Annotated in this window: 18 protein-coding genes; 5 read left to right on the top strand and 13 right to left on the bottom strand. The window is 58.5% G+C overall.

What is annotated here, in order from left to right; genetic code table 11:
* Positions 1–15: 15 nt before the first annotated feature.
* The 9 genes from A6A03_RS04865 to A6A03_RS04825 all read right to left on the bottom strand — a co-directional run bounded on the left by A6A03_RS04865 (position 16) and on the right by A6A03_RS04825 (position 8,795).
* Positions 16–657 (bottom strand): hypothetical protein, encoded by a 642-nt coding sequence (locus A6A03_RS04865; protein WP_066784184.1) that lies wholly within the window; start codon positions 655–657, stop codon positions 16–18.
* 168 nt (positions 658–825) lie between these two features.
* Positions 826–1,794: an RAMP superfamily CRISPR-associated protein gene (locus A6A03_RS04860; protein WP_066784182.1), complete on the bottom strand. Its 969-nt coding sequence runs from the start codon at positions 1,792–1,794 to the stop codon at positions 826–828.
* Complete coding sequence (locus A6A03_RS04855) at positions 1,791–2,216, bottom strand: hypothetical protein (RefSeq protein ID WP_066784181.1); 426 nt, start codon at positions 2,214–2,216, stop codon at positions 1,791–1,793. Before A6A03_RS04855 ends, A6A03_RS04860 begins: the two co-directional genes overlap by 4 nt.
* Entirely contained in the window at positions 2,213–3,247 is a 1,035-nt protein-coding gene (locus A6A03_RS04850; protein ID WP_066784179.1) for an RAMP superfamily CRISPR-associated protein, read from the bottom strand. Before A6A03_RS04850 ends, A6A03_RS04855 begins: the two co-directional genes overlap by 4 nt.
* Positions 3,240–4,076 carry a type III CRISPR-associated RAMP protein Csx7 gene (gene csx7 / locus A6A03_RS04845; RefSeq protein WP_066784178.1) on the bottom strand — a complete coding sequence of 279 codons (837 nt, stop codon included), beginning with the start codon at positions 4,074–4,076 and terminating at the stop codon, positions 3,240–3,242. The genes A6A03_RS04850 and csx7 overlap by 8 nt, the downstream gene beginning before the upstream one ends.
* A complete protein-coding gene (locus A6A03_RS04840; protein ID WP_066784177.1) occupies positions 4,069–4,560 on the bottom strand; it encodes a hypothetical protein in 492 nt (163 codons plus the stop codon). Before A6A03_RS04840 ends, csx7 begins: the two co-directional genes overlap by 8 nt.
* Before the next feature lie 17 nt (positions 4,561–4,577).
* Complete coding sequence (csx10, locus tag A6A03_RS04835; RefSeq protein WP_066784176.1) at positions 4,578–5,762, bottom strand: type III-D CRISPR-associated RAMP protein Csx10; 1,185 nt, start codon at positions 5,760–5,762, stop codon at positions 4,578–4,580.
* On the bottom strand, positions 5,759–6,439 hold the full coding sequence (locus A6A03_RS04830) for an RAMP superfamily CRISPR-associated protein (RefSeq protein ID WP_066784173.1): 681 nt from the start codon (positions 6,437–6,439) through the stop codon (positions 5,759–5,761). Before A6A03_RS04830 ends, csx10 begins: the two co-directional genes overlap by 4 nt.
* 10 nt (positions 6,440–6,449) lie before the next feature.
* Positions 6,450–8,795 carry a Cas10/Cmr2 second palm domain-containing protein gene (locus tag A6A03_RS04825; protein WP_172812282.1) on the bottom strand — a complete coding sequence of 782 codons (2,346 nt, stop codon included), beginning with the start codon at positions 8,793–8,795 and terminating at the stop codon, positions 6,450–6,452.
* A 291-nt stretch (positions 8,796–9,086) separates the two neighbouring features.
* On the opposite strand from A6A03_RS04825, the gene A6A03_RS04820 reads away from it, so the two are divergent.
* From A6A03_RS04820 to A6A03_RS04810, 3 genes are all read left to right on the top strand, one after another.
* Entirely contained in the window at positions 9,087–10,052 is a 966-nt protein-coding gene (locus A6A03_RS04820) for an AAA family ATPase (protein WP_066784169.1), read from the top strand.
* A 297-nt stretch (positions 10,053–10,349) separates the two neighbouring features.
* Positions 10,350–11,129: an enoyl-CoA hydratase-related protein gene (locus A6A03_RS04815; protein ID WP_066784167.1), complete on the top strand. Its 780-nt coding sequence runs from the start codon at positions 10,350–10,352 to the stop codon at positions 11,127–11,129.
* Between the two features lie 297 nt (positions 11,130–11,426).
* Positions 11,427–12,056, top strand: a complete 630-nt coding sequence (locus A6A03_RS04810; protein ID WP_066784164.1) for a GNAT family N-acetyltransferase — start codon at positions 11,427–11,429, stop codon at positions 12,054–12,056.
* A 40-nt stretch (positions 12,057–12,096) separates the two neighbouring features.
* Here A6A03_RS04810 and A6A03_RS04805 read toward each other — a convergent pair whose 3' ends face one another.
* Entirely contained in the window at positions 12,097–12,330 is a 234-nt protein-coding gene (locus tag A6A03_RS04805; RefSeq protein ID WP_066784161.1) for an ATP-binding protein, read from the bottom strand.
* Between the two features lie 89 nt (positions 12,331–12,419).
* Here A6A03_RS04805 and A6A03_RS04800 point away from each other — a divergent pair, with 89 nt between their 5' ends.
* Positions 12,420–13,094 (top strand): Crp/Fnr family transcriptional regulator, encoded by a 675-nt coding sequence (locus tag A6A03_RS04800; protein ID WP_066784159.1) that lies wholly within the window; start codon positions 12,420–12,422, stop codon positions 13,092–13,094.
* A gap of 31 nt (positions 13,095–13,125) precedes the next feature.
* On the opposite strand, the gene A6A03_RS04795 is transcribed toward A6A03_RS04800, so the two are convergent.
* Positions 13,126–13,881 (bottom strand): HpcH/HpaI aldolase family protein, encoded by a 756-nt coding sequence (locus A6A03_RS04795; protein ID WP_066784156.1) that lies wholly within the window; start codon positions 13,879–13,881, stop codon positions 13,126–13,128.
* Between the two features lie 154 nt (positions 13,882–14,035).
* Here A6A03_RS04795 and nirK point away from each other — a divergent pair, with 154 nt between their 5' ends.
* Positions 14,036–15,088, top strand: coding sequence for a copper-containing nitrite reductase (nirK, locus tag A6A03_RS04790; RefSeq protein ID WP_066784153.1), 1,053 nt, complete (start codon positions 14,036–14,038; stop codon positions 15,086–15,088).
* A 14-nt stretch (positions 15,089–15,102) separates the two neighbouring features.
* On the opposite strand, the gene A6A03_RS04785 is transcribed toward nirK, so the two are convergent.
* The gene (locus A6A03_RS04785; protein ID WP_066784152.1) at positions 15,103–16,176 is read right to left on the bottom strand and encodes a glycosyltransferase family 2 protein; all 1,074 of its coding nucleotides are present in this window, start codon (positions 16,174–16,176) and stop codon (positions 15,103–15,105) included.
* A gap of 122 nt (positions 16,177–16,298) precedes the next feature.
* Positions 16,299–17,384 carry an inositol-3-phosphate synthase gene (locus A6A03_RS04780; RefSeq protein ID WP_066784151.1) on the bottom strand — a complete coding sequence of 362 codons (1,086 nt, stop codon included), beginning with the start codon at positions 17,382–17,384 and terminating at the stop codon, positions 16,299–16,301.
* Positions 17,385–17,919: the final 535 nt, after the last annotated feature.

The raw sequence follows: 17,919 nt of genomic DNA, 5'->3' as shown, positions 1-17,919 counted from the left end.
CTCAATACTCCCCCTTCACTTTTTTCGTTTTAGGTGAAGGATCATCTTACCGGCTTTCTGCTCGACACTAACTACCTCAACGCGGGCAGAGTCTTTTTGCAGGCGATAGTTTGGCACGCCGGGTTCACGTTTCAAAATAGCTATGACATTAGGATGGCCGAGTACCTCAATCAGGAATATCTCGTCATCGCCATCGATAACTTTACCAGTGAAGATATCTCCTACCTGCTTCGGTGACTTTAGCGCTGCCGATGGCTGGTCATTCTGCGATGATGCCGGTTCAAGGTGATCTACCGGTACCGGTTTGGGCGGCGCAATCGGCGGAACTTCCGCTTCGATCGCTTTGCGCACCGCTTCCGGGACGTTGCGATAGTAGCGCAGCAGCCGCAATGCCCACCCCAGCGTTTGCACCATCTCGTCATAGTCCATCCCCGTGAGGTGGCGTTGGCAGGCGGCGAGGATTTCGCGGTAATAGTCGAGGGTCTGGTTAGAGCGAATAACCACACGTCCATCTTTGACGATGGCATGGAGATAGGTAAAGAAGGCTTTGGGGTCGCGTTTGCTGCGTAGATACGCCAGCGCTTTCTGCGCCTCGTTGGGATCGACGCTGCTGCCGGCAAGATCGGCGGCGAGTTGTTCGGCGGTGGTGAAGATCATGACGAAAATCCTGTTCTTTTAAATGTTCATTTGATGTGTTATTTGGTTTAAGAAGCAGCCTGTTATTTCCACACCATCATCCTCTTCGGTCGCTTCGGTGTTGAGCTGAACCTATGGTCACGCTAACCTAGGCGCTACGTGATCCCGTGCGGAATATTCCGCACGGGATCAATAACTTCTGCTTGGGCAATCCCGATCCTCGCGCGGCCAGCGCAAGACATCGGCGAGCTTGGCGAGTTGCGGTTGCAAGACGAGCTTGGTTCCAGCGGCGATCAGTTCGCCAATCGTTGGCGTGGCGGCGGCAGCATCGTCGCCGCTGTAACGCGCTTTGGGATTGTCGCACTGCAAGACCGGCTGGCTGATTTCGATGGTGCCGAGGCAGGCCGGTTTACCGCCGCCGAGTTTGGGGCAGAAGCTTGGTTGGCCGAGCCCCAGCGCGATCAAGATCACTCCCAATTCTTCTTTGGTGAGGTTGTTAAAGGTCATTCGCAGGCGGAAGGTGCTGCCGGCAGCGCACGCTTCAAGCGGGAGGTTGCCTTTGGCGAGGTTGCCATGCATGTAGAACTTGCGTCCGCGCGCGCGGCGATTCTCATCGAAATAGGTATTGAATGACTCGGCGCGGGGGCGGAAGAGTTGCGGCGACGGGATAATCTCAACCTGCCCTGTCTGGAGGGTTGCGTCGGCAAAGTTCACCGAGCCTAAATACCCCAGCGCGCCAAAGATGCGTCCGGACAGATCAAGTCCACGCTTATCGATAGACCGGGGTGGTAGATATTTGCTCGCCAGTTCGCGAGAGCGGGTGATGGTGACAGCCGAGGGAGTAATCGCTTCCACAATGCTACGGATGCAGCCTTTGAGCGAGGTACCGGGTATTGCCAGCGTGCCGCCGGTGCGGAAGTGAGCTTTGACCAGCGGGTATTGCTTGTTGTTTGGCTGCTGCTCAAGCAAGCCGGAGGCGACATGCACCGGCGATCGAGCCGTGATCACGGCTTCGAGCACGCCGCTCAACGCTTCGGCGCGGTAGCGATGATGACCAGCCGGTGGCTGTAACGGCGGCTGTTGATCAGGCAGAGGGACAAAATCGTACGGTTTGGGTGCAGATGGTTGAAAAGGGCCGCTGCCGAATGATTTCGTCATTTGATTTCTCCCGCTATGTACCGCGTGAACTGTGCTGCGCCGTTGGGGGCATGGTAGGTGTAGTAGACTAGTTGCTGCCGCTTGCCGCTCTGGATCAGTGGCCGTTGCGGATGTTCGCGCACTTCCCAAGCGCTGGCCAGTGTTCGCGCTCCAGGTATCGTAAGCGCTCGTTCGCTCAAAATCAATACATCGAAGGCGTCGCTATCGAGCTGTTTCCAGCGCACTTCAGCTTGCTGGCTGAAGGCATGACCGAAGTCACGGTTCACATCAATCTGCGCCGAACGTTCCAACGCTGTTAAGGCAGGGGCTTGCCACAGATGGGTGCCGCTGAAGTACCAGCAGGGCAAGCCAACCTGCTGCGTGATCAGATCGCGCAGTTGGGCAGCAGTGATCGGCGCGCAACGGTAGATATACCCCTTCATAGCCCTATCTCCCGCCGCCACGCTGGCATGCACGCCTTCCATACCGCCAACACTTGCTCGTTGCCGTTAGCGACCAGCGTTACGCCGAAGAAGTCGTCGGCGCGGTAGGCCAAGCCGGGTGGCAGATCAATCAAATCATCCTCGCGCGGCGGGAGATCGTACGCTTTGAAGCGTTCGTCGCAGAGTGCGCCTAACCCGGCGAGTTTCGTGGCCGGTGCGACGGCTTGACCGCTAAGCAAGCGCAGCGTGCCATCAACCAGTTCGCAGGTCGGGTAGTATAGGCGCAACTCGTCGAAGTTCACCTTAACCCGGCCCAAACCGCGCGATTTGCCAAAACCAATCCCAATCCGGCCTTCGGCCAGATCGCGCAGGGCTAACCCCAGCAGGGCAAGGTGGGCTAAGGTCAGATTCTTGAAGGTGATCTGGGTTTGAAACTTGCCGGCAACCACCGTTTCGTAGTTGAAGGGGCCGTGAGCTACCGACCCATAAATGCGATCGATGGCTACCCCATTCCGCTCTTCAATGGTCACCTCACCCACCGGATAGGCATCAGCGAAGCGCACCCGGCTGGCGAGGCTGGTGTGGCCAAAGATCTGGCTCACAAATGATGAGCGGCGGAAGATGACGGCGGTTTTGTTGGCTAGTTTATCGAGCTTTTCGCGCATTTGTTCAAAGTAGATACCTGATGAGAACGTAATGTCATCTCCACCTTTAACATACTCTTTGTATTTGCCGCGTTCCACCAATGGGTTATCGGCCAACGGCGGAATAAAGTCTTGGTCACTGCGGCGCTGCCGTGCGTGATCATAGCGTTCCGGGCCGTCGAGTGAGCGGCAGATGCGTTCGCATTGGGCGCGCACGACGCCTTTGAGCGATGAGCCGGGCAAGTAGACGTGCCCTTGGCTGCGGACAAACTCCATATCGGGCAGGGTCGGATCGGCGCCGCCGCTCTCGCCGGCTTTGATTAAGATCGGGCCGTCGGGTTCGATGGTCAAGCGGAGGCTGCCTTCAAGGAAGATCGCTTTATGCATGGTTGGTCACCTCCGGTTTGGCGTTGGCCCGGCGTTGCAATTCATCACGAAACGCGCGCTTCCAAGCATCGATAGTAGCGCTATCCGGTGTGTGGGTACGGGTGTCATCGAGAAATGCCAACAAGCTCTCAGCATCGCCGCGGCGTAGTTCGACAAAATCGTAAGACACGTTGTCGAGCCGCACATAACCCAACCCGCGGCTGCGGAAACCTCCCACCTGCATCTCGCCGCGGATCCACGGTTGCAAGCCGAGCACGACCATCCCCAACTGCCAATCGGTGGCGTTCTCCATCACCAACTCGAAATCAAAGCGCATCCCTGCCGGCACCACTTCGTAATCGTACAGCAGTCCTTGCTCGACGGTCTCGGTATCGCGGTTGAGCGCCACCCCATTGCGCACTTCAAACTGACCAAACCAGAGATCGGGATCGATCAGGGCATCCTTGAACAAGATCCGTCCGGCCAGCCATGGCGCGCCAAAAGTGAGTTCGATCATGGTTGATTTGGGCCAGACCTCTTTATCGAGATCAATCTTGTTCTCGCTTGCCAATCGCGCCCATTCGCGCATCTGCTGTTCGATACTATCGAAATCACGCACCTCGTGTTCAGCCACCGTGCGGATCAAGCCCTCAAGGCGGGCGCGAAATGCCCCCTTCAGCGATGCGCCGGGGATAAACGGACGGCCCAAGGCGTCACGCAAGACCGGCAGATCGTTGCCGATCACATCACTCTCGCGTCCGGCGCCGATGCGCAGCGCGGTCAAGGCGGTCAAGACGCCGCGCACTGAGAGCCGGTTGCGCAATGCTTCAAATGAATAGATGTTAGGCATTGGCTAGCTCCTGCAACTGGTTGAACCCGTCCTTTACCTCTTTGCCGTAGTAAAAGGCACGGTTCAGGTAGCCGATGAATAATCGGATAAGCTGAATATATGCTGCGCTGTGCAAGGCATCGGACGGTTCGTTAGGCATGTGAGCGTTCACCTCTTTGGCAACGGTCGCTGCCCACTCTTTAACCTCTTTACGGAGGCGCTTAATCAGGGTATGGCCAAAGCTGTTTTGGCCTTTGCCCCATTTTTCATCTTCGCGCGCGATCTGGTAGCGGATGAAGTTGATCACCACTTCGGGAGAGGAAGTTGTGGTAGCCACATTCAACAGATTGCGCAGTTGGCTTATTTCCATTCCTCTAGAGTCTTTCAGCATGGCTGCGGTTCGAGTGGCAAGATGAACTAATTCATCAAGGCGACGCTCAATCGCCTGCTGCAACAACAGCTCATGGCGGAGGCGCTGGGGATCGAGGGCATTGGCGCTGCTCATCACTTCTCCTTCTTCGCTTACACAAGGTTCAGCAAGTGAAACTCGTCGCAGATCCGCACCTGACCGTACCCTTCTTGACAGCGTTCACCAATGCCGTCGTGTTGGAGGGCAGCGAGTTTCTCAATTTCCTCAGCTTTCAAGGTTTTCGCGGTCGCAAAGACGTATACGCTGCCCATCGACACGGCAATATTGGTTGGTTTGGGCCGATGCCACTGGGTATGATAACCACCCACCGTTTTGGTGGTCGTAAACGAGCGGATCAAGGTGGCATCAATGCCAGTGATCGCCTTCAGTTGAGCGGTGCTAAACTCTTGGGTCGGGATCCAGCCGTCTTCAAGCAAGATAGCGTCTGACAGCAGGTTGACAGTGAAGATATGGCCGTCGATTGTACAAGGTTTGCCACCAAGTTCTTGATACAGTTGAACTTGCTGCTTGAAGCGCTCGGTCATTGCAACTATGCGTTCACGCAGATTCTCACTCGTCTCTGCCGCCGATTGCGCGTGGATCGCCACTGCGCCAAGACCGGTGGTTTGGCGTCCACCGAGATGAGTGATCTGGCGGAGGGCGGCAAGCACCGTATCACGCGCGTCGTCAGGGATCACCAAGCTGCCAAGGAAGCGGGTAGGAACAAGGTTATCCTTGGTGGGGCCGTAGTTATGATCTGAAGGCTGTGACGCAGATTCCCGAAGCATCGTTTCCCGGATGGCCAGCACCGTGTACAGTCGCTCGTCTTGGGCGGTGCCGCGCCGGCGGTTAATGCCGACGCGGGTTTGCATGCGCTGCTGCACCTTGCGAAACGCGATCGCATTATCGCGCAGGGTGTAAAACTTGGCGCCAGCCGCCTCCCATGGCCGCCCGTCAGACGAGGTGGGGGCGTAGATCAGGGCTGCCGGTTGCTGCTGTTCCCAGCAGACGCGCTGGTAAAGCGAGTCGTATACACGCTTGTCCTCGCCTTTCGGTTGGATGGCCGTCGCTGGCAGCGGGCGCACCCATGGATCGCCTTGGTACGCCGGATAGGCATTGTGGCAGCGGATAGCGCGCAGCAAGGGCAGGTTGGCCGGATTCTTGCCGAGAATCTGGCCGAGCGCGCCAAAGATAGCAGCACCGGGAATGTAGTCTAAGCTCCGGTTGAACTGGGCGCCGGGTTTGCGTTCCGGGAAGGCCAGCGGCGCTAGCGCTTCGATCTCAAGCCGCACGATCATGAGTGACCTCCGAGCTGCTGCACCAACGCCTGCAAATCTGCGCGCAATTGCGCTGCTGGACGCTCTTGTTCATCGAGAAAGACTTTTGCCTCAACTGTTGCCCAACCCAAACCGCGCGATTTCGCGCCACCCCAACGAGTGCTGAGATGCGCCGCCATCCAGAGGAGCGCCGCGTGAGACACGTCCGCAATTTGGCCGGTAATGGCGCGCGGCGAATGGAACCGAGTCGTCTCTAGGGCGGTCTCTTGAAACATCAGCAGGTTGTCGGCAGCCGTGCGGCGGGTGCGGTTGATCATCACCGAAGGGCGAATCAGGCTCTGATGTTGGATGTGTTCAGTGCGCAGCGCATCCATCTGCGCCAGATCGCCGATAACGCCGGGTAGATCGGCGAAAAAGAGCGGTGAGCGGGATTCAGGCGTGCCAAAGATGCGTTTAACCAAGGTATCTTTTTCGACGCGGGGATACGCATCAAACGGGCTAGGAATATCTTGCCCCAACCCACGCAGCACTTGCTCGACGGCCCAGCGCAAACGACCTTTCAATTGCGAGCCGGGAATGATCGGACGGCCCCAACCATCGCGGATAATACTCTTATCAGCAATAGTCATTACGCTACCGCCGGCGCCAATGCTAAAGGCTGTGCGGCTGGTAATGGTCAATTCAATGCGTAACTGCATAGCATCTCCATCACTGCTTGGCGGGCACAAACTCATAGGCTTCCAGCAGGTCTGGCCAAATCGTCTCGTAGCGCTGTCCTTTGCTCGTTATACCAATCTGTCGTGACCAAGGCGGGATCATAGGCGATGGAATACACCAAGCCTGATCAATATGCTTCGAGAGTACTTGGCTTAGATCGCCTAGGCGCGAACGGGTGTAGAGATACTCCATTGCACTATCAAAGATGCCAGCGGTGCGGTTGCGCAACAACACCCGCTGGATGCGGTAGAGTTGCGAGCGTGGCGCATTGGCCTGTTTCAGCGCCCGAATCGACGCCAGCAGACCGGCGAATTCGGCCCACGTGTAGGGGCGAGCGGTGAGACGGCGCTGGTTCTTTTCGGTGTCTTGCAACGCCTCAGCGCGGAAGGCATCGACACTATCGCTCACCATCCCGATCGACTTCAGCACCATAAAGTCAATCGCGCCGCCGAAGAAATGACAGGTCGCGTTCCGTTTGGCCAGCTTCTTCGCATTTTTTAGCAAATTTTCTACCAGATCGCGCAGGAAGAAGAAGGGGGTGTTTTCTTGGGCAATCAGCACCCCAGCCGAGAGGCCAACGGCGGGAGAAAAGGTGCGGATTGCTTGTGCAACAGGGTCGTCACCGTGGTACCGGATAAGTTCCTTTTGACTATTGTTCGTTATTTTGCGCGGGATCAGCGATCCAAGCCTTATCGTTAACTCTCGCTCGAAATACTGCGCAATCGTCAGCGCAATATCAAACGCTTTGTCTCCCGGTACAATGATGAAGAGATCATCGCCGCCGATGGCAAGAATCTCAAACGGATGCACATTCTTCACCGGCGTGAGATGCTCAGCCAAAGCAGTAAAAACAGCTTCTCTCGCTACCTCGCTCAACACTTGCGACACTTCGTAGTAGCGCTGAGGGGTGGTCAGCGTGGCCATGAGGCGACCGATATTGTTGCCGTCGGCGTAGATCAGGCCGATGTAGCGCGATGGCGAGGAAGCCGCAGCTATGTCGCCAAGATCAGAGGCTGGCTCAGCATCGGCGTAGTTAGGGTGACGAGCGTAGTTGCTTTGTTGATTCTTGCTCAGGAACTCGCGCCAGCGCGTTTCCCAAGAATTGCTCTTTAAGTCTGTCGGTACTTGCCACGGTTTCAGTGCTTTCGCAAGATCGCCAATATCTGCGCCTTTGACCGTGCGACCAACCGCTAGTTTGCGGGCCGATGCTTCGCTAAGCTGCCGGTCATCATTGCCGATTCGTGCTTTGATCACTGCCGGACGAACATCGCTGCTGTGGCATTTCTCGGCCCACGGTATCAACTCATAATGCGGCAGATAGCGCGGCTTGCCATGCCTAGTCCGTTCATCGCGCCGGCGGTGAAACATTGTTGCCAGCACCGTCACCAGCTCGCCAAAGGTCTTGCGATTGAAAAAGCGCCGCTTGAGGGCAGCTTCACTCTTGTCATTCGCAGCGAAGCCTGAATCGTCAGGGAGATAATAATACTGTTCCAGTTCCGCCCATTTGTTTGCATCTTGGCAGTCGCGAATAAAATCCTCAACCCAATAGAATGAATCTGTCAATTGCTCTGTCGCTTTGTCGAGAGAGGGTCTCTCCTCTGCATCCGTCGCTTCATCAGAGCAAAGTCTCCCCTCTGCCTCCGTCGCTTCGTCCGTGCGCAGTCGCTTATTTGGAGGCGTCGCTTGGTCGCGGAACAGTCTCCCATAGCGCAGTTCGAGCAGGTCGAAGCAAGCGGCGACGGCGACGCTGTTTGCGGTAAGGGTGTGTTCGGCGTAGGCGCATTCTACTTGAGTGGCCAGTTTTTGGCCTAAGTCACAGGGCGCGAAGGCCAAGAACGAGCCGCCGCTGGCATAGATGACATACGGATGCGGTTTGGAGGGATCTCCTTTCGGGAAGGCTTTGTGCCAAATCTGATGCACCTGCTGCTCGCCAACCCAATCGAGCAGCGCGCTAGCGCCGCGAATTTCAGGCAGTTTGGAGGCCTCAAAGACATAGCCCTTGATCTTGGTCGCGCCGCCGTAGACGAGCGCCAAGCGGCGGTGATTGGAATGCGCGTTAAGCTGTCGATTCAGTGCTTGCAGTTGCTCACGCGAGGGTTCGTCTTCAGCCGTGAGCACGCGCTTGACGAGGGCAATCAGATCATCGGAAGGGGGTTGCGGATGCGCAAGGCACTCGGCGATGACACGGTTGTAGTCAGGCGTATCTGACATAAAACCCTCAAGTCTATGTTCAGGAAAATAGTGCTCTTTATCATACCATCTCCGCATGAGTGGCGCAACCTCAATCGTTGGCTTTATTAGCGTTTTCAGAACATCCGTTCCAAAAACTCCTAACACCCATGTGGGTTTCGTGTGGGATAATGTGGGATAGTGTGGGATAACGTGGGATTGCGAGTGTCAAGCGATTTGGCGGGCGGGTGAGATCGGGCCGTTCTCGGATATAATGATCAGCAGGAATGGGACACGGATTCACACAGGTTGTGGGACGGATCGGGCGCATAGGACACGAACGCACCCGGATATGACGGATCGCTAAGGACAATGTTCGATTACATCCGTCAGTTTCTGTGTGACCTTATCGAACCAAGCGCATTCAGATCGAGCAGGTCTGCGGTAAAGAGATAGAACGTGACGTTACCATCAACCTCAACTGACGTGCGCGCGCTGGCCGAGTTTGCCGGGCGGGTGCGCGCGAATGTGGCGCGGGTGATCGTCGGCAAGGACGAGGCGATTGACCTGTTGTTGATCGCGTTGTTGTGCGGCGGGCATGGGTTGATCGAGGATGTTCCCGGGGTGGGGAAGACGATGCTGGCCCGCGCGCTGGCGCTGTCGTTGGGGTTGAGTTTCCGGCGGGTGCAGTGTACGCCGGATCTGTTGCCGAACGATTTGACCGGGGTGAGTGTCTATCGTCCCCAGACCGGCCAGTTTGTCTTTCAACCCGGCCCGCTCTTTAGCCATGTGTTGCTGGTTGATGAGATTAACCGGGCGACGCCGCGTACCCAAAGCGCTTTGCTCGAGGCGATGGGTGAGGGGCAGGTGAGCGTCGATGGCGCGACCCATCTGCTGCCGCAGCCGTTTTTGGTCTTGGCGACCCAGAATCCGATTGAGTTTGAAGGCACCTTTCCCTTGCCGGAGGCGCAGCTTGACCGGTTTTTGGTGCAGGTGCGGCTGGGCTATCCGTCGCCGGCTGAAGAGGTGCAGATGTTAGCGGCGCTGGCCGGTGAACATCCGATTACCCAGCTTGCGGCGGTGGTGGATGGGGCGCAAGTGCCGGCGTTGCAGCGGGCGTTGTATGGGGTGCGGGTGGCGCCGTCGTTGCGCGAGTATTTGGTGCGCGTGGCACAGGCGTTGCGCGCGCATCCCGATTTGGCGCTGGCGATGAGTCCGCGGGCGACGCTGGCTTTGTTTCGGGCCGGGCAGGCGCGGGCGGCGCTGGCCGGGCGCGATTATGTGTTGCCCGATGATTATAAGGCGCTAGCCGGGCCGGTCATTAGCCATCGCTTGCTGGTGCGGCCTGCGGCGGCGTTGCGTGGGCGCACGGCAGCGGATATTTTGGCTGAAGTGTTAGCAAGTGTCGAATTACCGCTAGAGTGAGGCGCAAAGGCGGTAAAACACAAAGGCGCAAAGAATGAAAAACGCAAAGGCGCAAAGGGCGCAGAGGACGCTAAGGTTTTTTGGTGTTTACTCCCAACCGTACTTGCGGCCCATCCTTACAATCATCTTTGCGACCTTTGCGTTTTTTGCGTCTTTGCGTTACATTCTTGCCGTCTTTGCCTCCTTTGCGCCTTTGCGTTACACTCTTGGCGTCTTTGCCTCCTCTGCGTCTTTGCGTTACACTCATTGCGACCTTCGCGTTAAGCCAACCTTTTGCATTCACACAGGAGTATCACTATGGCAGTGCTGACCCTGACCCGCAATGGGCCGGTGGCGACGCTGACCCTGCAACGTCCGGCGGTGCATAATGCGTTTAACCCGGAAGTGATCGCCGGCATCACCGAGGTCTGTCACGAGGTGCGGCATGATCCGGTGGTGCGGGTGCTGGTGGTGCAAGGCGACGGCCCTTCGTTTTGCGCAGGGGCCGATCTGAATTGGATGCGGAATAGTTTGGCGTATTCGCATGAAGAGAATGTCGCCGATGCGACCCGGCTTGATGCGATGTTTACCGCGCTCGATACGCTGCCGCAGGCGGTGGTGGCGCGGGTGCATGGGGCAGCCTTGGGGGGTGGGGTGGGGTTGGTCTGTTGCGCCGATTATGCAGTGGCTGCCGATGAGGCGGTGTTTGGCTTGACCGAAGTGCGGTTGGGGTTGTTGCCGGCAGTGATTGCCCGCTTTGTGGCGGCCCGGATCGGGTTTGGCCATGCCCGTGCCTTGTTCGTGACCGGGAGGCGGATCAAGGCGGCGCAGGCGCTGGCGATTGGGTTGGTGCATGAAGTGGTTTTGCCAGACCAGCTTGATACCGCGGTCGATAACGTCGTGGCTGATCTGCTGCGCTGCGGCCCGCAGGCGATTGCGGCCAGCAAGGAGTTGCTGCGCGCCGTGCGCACTGAGCCGCTGGCCGAGGTGCGCCGGTTGGCGATCGAGGCGATCGCGGCGGCGCGCACCGGCCCGGAGGGGCAGGCCGGCCTGCGGGCCTTTCTCGAACGGCAATCGCCGCCATGGTCGATGGGGTAGGCAAAGGCGCAAAGGGAGCAGAGACGCAAAGAGGGATAAACGCAAAGGCGCAGCGAACGCAGAGGTCGCTAAGGTTTTTTGGTGTTTACCCCAAACCGTACTTGTGGTCTATCCTTATCATCCACTTTGCGCCCTTTGCGCTCTTCGCGTCTTTGTGTTAAGCCCTTTGTGACCTTCGCGTGCTTCGCGTCTTTGCGTTAAGCCCTTTGTGACCTTCGCGTGCTTCGCGTCTTTGCGTTAAACAACCTTTGCGCCTTTGCATTCTCTGCGCCTTTGCCTAGGTTAGAGGTTGATCGTATGCCGGCATTTACTATTCGTCCCGCCACCACGAACGACGTACTGGATATAGCCCGTTTGATTGTCGAGTTGTACCACGCCGAATTGCCCGGCGCGCTGAGTGGCGCGCGCGAGGGGCAAGAGCGGCTGCTGGCGTATACGTTGGAGGCCAATGGTGCGGCTGCTTTTGATCACCGGTATGTGGTGTGCGATGAGCAACAGCGTGTGATCGGCACCGGTATGCTGCAATTCCCCGGCGCGCCGGTGTTCGAGCGCGCGCCGCGCGGCACGCTCGCGGCGGCGCTGCGCGAGATCGGCCTGCTACCGACGCTGCAATTAGCGGCCACCGTCTCTCGCACCCTGTTCGGCGTCTACCGGCACGATGATGCGCAGAGCGCCTTGATCCACAGCGTGGTGGTAGCAGCGGCGGCGCGCGGTCGTGGCGCAGGGCAGCTATTGATAGCCGCGCTGGAAGACCGCATCCGCACTCGTGGCTTGGCTCGCGCCCGGTTGCAGGTGCTAGTGAGCAATACCGGCGCGCAGCGATTCTATCGCCGGTTGGGCTATCGCGAAGTGTGGCGGTTAGACGGCTGGCGCGCCCGGTTGGGTTGGCCCAGCCTTGTGATGGAAAAGGATATTGTTTCCCTGTAGTGGACGCACGGCGCGCGGCCCCCGGCATGCAACCGCAACCCTATGCGGTGCAGAAGGTGATGGTGAACGGTCGCCCAATCGCGCCTTGCGGGCAATAGGTTTCGCAGAGCGGGCAAAAGTTGCAGGCATCAGCATCAACAATTACCGCGCAACCATCGCGCACCGCGACGGCGTGCGTCGGGCAGAGCGCGACGCAGATGCCGCAGCCGTTGCAGCGGTTGCGATCAATTTCGGGCAGCACGGTGACGGCGGATGGATGTGGTTGTACGTTCATACGCTCACCCCTTTTCAGTGCTTCTGCCCGCTACTATAATGGTGTTATCATCGATACGCAGTGACAATCGTCACATGAGCAGGTAGAGATTGAGCAACGAACGAATAGCCCAATTGCGCCGCGTGAGCTTCTGCACTCACCTGCCCGATCATGCCGTGCAGGCGTTAGCGATGATTGCCCAACCGCGCTCGTATCCGGCTGGCGCGGTGATCGTGCTGGCCGGCGAGCCGCCGCAGGCAATGTATACGATCGTCGCTGGGCGAGTGAAATTGACCCGGATTGCGCCCAATGGCCGCGAGCAGATTGTCAATGTGATGGGGGCCGGCCAGCATTGTAATGCGGTGCCGATTTTCGATGAAGGAGCCTGCCCGGTCAATGTCGAAGCGATTACCGATGTTGATCTGCTGGTGTTACCCATTGACCAGATGCGCCGGTTGGTGGCTGAGCATCCGCCGTTAGCGTTGGCATTGTTGCGCGAATTTGCCGGACGGCTGCGCCACATGGTCAATCTGATCGACAATATTGCCCTGCACAGCGTGCAAGGCCGTTTGGCGCAGTTATTGCTCAATCGCGCAACTGCTTCAGAACAGGGTGTATTAATGGCGCCGCTGACCCAAGCCGAAATGGCGGCGATGATCGGCACCGTGCGCGAGATGGTCAGCCGCACCTTGCATCAATTTGAAGGGCAAGGGTTGATCCGGATCGAGCGCGGCGCAATTGCAATTTGTGATCGCGAAGGGTTGGCGGCATGCGCTGAGGCGTGAGGCATCGTAGGGGATTAGCGCCGCTAAGCCCCTACGATGCCCCTACCCCGCGTAACGCGGCGATGGCCCCTTTCATGATTAAATCCCCGTCGTTGACAATGGTAATAAAGTTGAAGCCAAGCGCAGCCAGATCGGCGGCAATATCGGGGTTGGCGTAGATGCCGGTTGCCAACCCGCGTTGCCGGCACACGGCCACGATTTGGCTCAGCGCGGCCCGGAAGGGTGGCGCGTGGAAATCGACCGGCACCGGCAAGCCGAGGCTGAGGCTCAGATCAGCCGGCCCGACGTAGAGGCCATCGATGCCGGGTACGTCAGCAATCGCCTCAAGTTGTTCTAGTGCTTTTGCCGTCTCGATCATCGGCATCAGCACCGGCAGCCGCGCCACCGCAGCCGGTTCGGCGACGCCATGCGCGACCCCTACCCGCACCGGGCCATAACTGCGGATGCCTTCCGGCGGGAAGCGGCAGGCCGCCACTAGTGCCCGCACATCGTCGGGGCCATTGATCAGCGGCGCAATAATCCCGGCTGCGCCGCGATCGAGCGCGCGCATAATCGCAGCCGGTTCGTTCCATGCCAACCGGACAAAGACCGGACAGCGGCGCTGATCGATCGTATGCAGGATGTGCAATGCGGTGGGATCGTCAATCAGCCCATGTTGCAGATCGATGGTGAGCGAGGGAAAGCCGGCGGTCGCAAGCAATTCGGCGCTCCACGGGCTAGGGATGGTCAGCCACGCATTGTAGACGACGGCGCCGCTGGCCCAGTGCTGGCGAAGCGTGTCAATCATATCTCTCTCCGTGCTATTGCCAGAATGCGCTTATGGTAGCACATTCTGGCGATGGGCAGACAACCTGTGACTTCTGTCACATTCTGATGGGCCGGCGCTTGCTACGATAGAGCCAGCCAAAGGAACTGCCTGTTAGCTGCAAAGGAGAGTATGTATGGTACGCCTCTTGACACTCATTGCGCTGGTTGCCTTGTTAGCGGGTTGCGCCGCCGTTTCTGCCCCATCGGGCGCTGGGGTGCAGATGCCGGTCTTGCCGACAGTGGCCCCAGCGATGGAAGTGACCCATGATGTGATGTTGCCGGCCAATGCAGTGCCGGCGCCGGTCGGCGCGCGCCCGGCGCAGACGGTGACGGTTGAATTGACGACGCGCGAGGTGGTGGGGTATCTCGGTGATGGCAGCACATACACCTTTTGGACGTTTGATGGCACGGTTCCCGGCCCAATGATCCGGGTGCGGGCCGGTGATACGGTCGAGCTGGCGTTGACCAATGCGCCTGATAGCATGTTGCCGCATTCGATCGACTTGCACGCGGTCACTGGTCCCGGCGGCGGCGCGGTGGCGACGCAGGTCGCTCCCGGCCAGACCAAGCGGTTCCGCTTCAAGGCGCTCAACCCCGGTGTGTACGTCTATCACTGTGCGACGCCGCACATTCCGTCGCATATCGCCAATGGCATGTATGGCTTGATTGTGGTAGAGCCGGAAGGCGGTTTGCCGCCGGTCGATCGCGAGTTCTACGTGATGCAGGGTGATTTCTACACCCAACAGAACCACGGGACGCAGGGCCATCTGACCTTTAATCCGCTGGCAGTGAAAGATGAAAACCCGACCTACATCGTCTTTAATGGGCGGGCGGCTGGCCTGACTGGCGACAACGCGATGAAGGCGCGGGTTGGCGAGACGGTGCGGTTGTTCGTTGGCGTGGGTGGCCCGAACGTGAGCAGCAACTTCCACGTGATCGGCGAAATCTTCGATACGGTGTACGTCGAAGGTGGCAGTTTGCAGAACCACAACGTACAAACCACCACCATCCCGGCAGGTGGAGCGGTGATCATCGAATTCAAACTAGAAGTGCCGGGTACCTACATCTTGGTCGATCACGCGCTCAGCCGCGCAATCGATAAGGGAGCGATTGCGAAGATTGTGGTTGAAGGCGATCCGAACCCATCCGTTTTCGAGGCGGAAGAGATCAATACCGCCGGGCATTAGCAACTGGCAGCTCGTCAAGGTCGCACTGGCGGTTGAGAGTCTTTGACCACAGTCTCATCAGGCTCGTCGTTGACGGTCACTCCCAGCGCCCGCTCGATCCGGTCGAGGCGGGCGCTGATCGTGCGCCGCCATGCCTCTTGTTCAACCAGATTGACGCGCGTACGGTAGAGAATCTCTTCTTGCAGCCGGCGCACACCGCCGACGCGGTCGGCCAGCAATCCGATCAGAAAGATGATGAGCGCCATCAGGACCAATACGCTGCCTACCAGCAACGACTGGTCATTGGTGGCTGATAAGATGCCCAAACGGCGCCCAATGAACACAAACGCTGCCCACGCCAACAGAATGAAGCCCGGCGTGGCAAAGAAGAGGGCAATGTAGCTAAAGACTTTGAGCGGTTCGTAGGTGGTGTAGGTGCGGGCGATGATCGCCGCCTGCCGCTTGATGAAATTCCAATTGCCGCGGTGCAGGCGCGAGGGGCGCTTGACCGGGTTGGTGGTAATCGGCACCGCGACGATGGTGAGCCGCCGCTTGCCAGCTTGGATCAAGTTTTCTACGGTGTAGGAAAAATCTGACGTGACGAAGGTGCGCAAGGCGGCTTCGCGCGAGAGGGCGCGAAAGCCAGAGACAGTATCGGGGACGTTGGTTTCCGAGGCCCAACGCACCACCGCGCTGCCGACGTGTTGCAACGCCTTTTTCAGCGGCGAAAAGTGCTCGATCTGATGCACCTGCCGGTCGCCGATCACGATATCAGCCTTGCCGGCCAAAATAGGCTCGATCAGACGCGGAATCTCGCTGCCGGGGTATTGGTTGTCAGCGTCAGTATTAACAATAATGTCAGCGCCGAGGCGCAGCGCCGTGTCAACGCCGGTTTGGTAAGCGGTGGCCAACCCCTTGTTGGCGGTGTGGCGCACCACGTGGTCAGCGCCAGCGGCGAGCGCCACCGCCACCGTGTCGTCGGTGCAGCCATCGTCAATAATCAACACCTCAACCTGATCCACGCCGGGGATATGGCGGGGCACGGCGCGAATGACCTCGGCGATCGTATCGCGTTCGTTGAGGGCCGGAATCTGCACAATCAGTTTCATGCCCGTCCTGTTTGGCTAGTGTTGACGCAAAGGCGCAGCGACACGAAGACGCGCAGGATAGAGTTACACGCTCACTTGGCTCACACCCGCAATCCCTTAGCGTCTCTGCGCCTTTGCGTGCCTTACTTCGCGCCAGCCTCGCCGCTGATGAAGCGCTCGGTCAGTTCGCGCGCCTCGTAGTCGGTAAACTGGCGCGGCGGCGTCTTCATAAAGTAGCTGCTCGGCCCGTAGAGCGCGCCGCCGATGCCGCGGTCGAGCGCCAGCTTCGCGCAGCGGATCGCGTCGATCACCACGCCCGCCGAATTGGGCGAATCCCACACTTCCAGCTTCAGTTCGAGGTTCAGCGGCACATCGCCGAAGGTGGTGCCTTCCATGCGAATATAGCACCACTTGCGATCACCCAGCCACGGCACATAGTCGCTCGGCCCGACGTGAACATTCTCTGCCGGCAGCTCGTAGCCCAACTGCGACGTGACCGCATTGGTCTTGCTAATCTTCTTGCTCTCGAGCCGCTCACGTTCGAGCATATTGAGGAAGTCAGTGTTGCCGCCGAAATTCAACTGATAGGTGCGGTCAAGGCGCACGCCACGCTCTTTGAAGAGGGTGGTCAGCACGCGGTGGGTAATGGTCGCGCCGACTTGGCTCTTGATATCATCGCCGATGATCGGCAAGCCCTTCTCTTCAAACCGCCGCCGCCAATACTCTTGGCTGGCGATGAAGACCGGAATGCAGTTGATAAAGGCGCAGCCGGCATCGAGCACCTGCTCGACGTACCACTTCGTCGCCATCTCGCTGCCGACGGGCAAGAAATTGACGACCACATCGGTCTTGGTTTCGCGCAGAATGCGGACAATGTCATCGGTATCACGCTTGGCTTTGCGGATAACCGTGCTGAGATATTTGCCGATGCCGTCGTGGGTCATCCCGCGCGAGACGGGTACCCCCAGCTTGGGCACGTCGGCAAAGCGATAGGTATTATTTGGTTCGGCGAAAATCGCCTCGGCCAGATCGCGATCGACCTTGGTATCGGCAATGTCGAACGCCGCCGAAAACTCAATGTCGCCGATGTGGTAGCCGCCGAGATTGACGTGCATCAAGCCGGGGATGTCATCGCCATCGCGGGCATTGCGGTAGTAATGAACCCCTTGCACCAATGAAGAGGCGCAATTGCCAACGCCAATAATCGCAACGCGGATCTTCTTGCTCACAGCGCTTCTGTCCTTTCACCACTGTATCTTGAGGCAACAGCCGCAGCGTGGCGGCGTGGATCGGCTTGCCATTGTACCCCTCTCGCGCCGCTTTGTAAAATGGGTGCGAGGTATGTGGGTTGTGTGGGAGCGGATCTCGCCGCAATGCGGCGGGACTGCCGCCCAAAGCAAGTTTCTTATCTGGTGAATTGATAACGATGGTCAGAGCTAACCATTAGACAAACTATCCAATCCGATGAGCGCAAGGATTGTACCGTCTCACCGTAGCGCGCGTGGCGGCAACTGATTAGACTACTGATAGGTGCAGATGTTGCACGCTGCCTGTGTAGGCGCAACGGCCAACACCGACGTGGCCCGGTTTGACGATGATCGTTTCGATGCTGCGATGTCGCGTTGCATTGAAGTGAATGCCTCGCCGGGTTTGCCGCCTGCCTCGCGCGCTGCGCTCTGTCTGCCCCCCATGTGACGGAAGCCGACAGGAAGAATACGACGCCGCCGGTCGCCAATGTGCCGCGGCGTCGTTTCCTGTTTCAGG

Origin of the sequence: Chloroflexus islandicus, assembly GCF_001650695.1 — a bacterium.
Classification (GTDB): Bacteria; Chloroflexota; Chloroflexia; order Chloroflexales; family Chloroflexaceae; genus Chloroflexus; species Chloroflexus islandicus.
The sequence above is the reverse complement of the archived record's forward strand: the minus strand, read 5'-3'. Positions and strand labels throughout refer to the sequence as shown.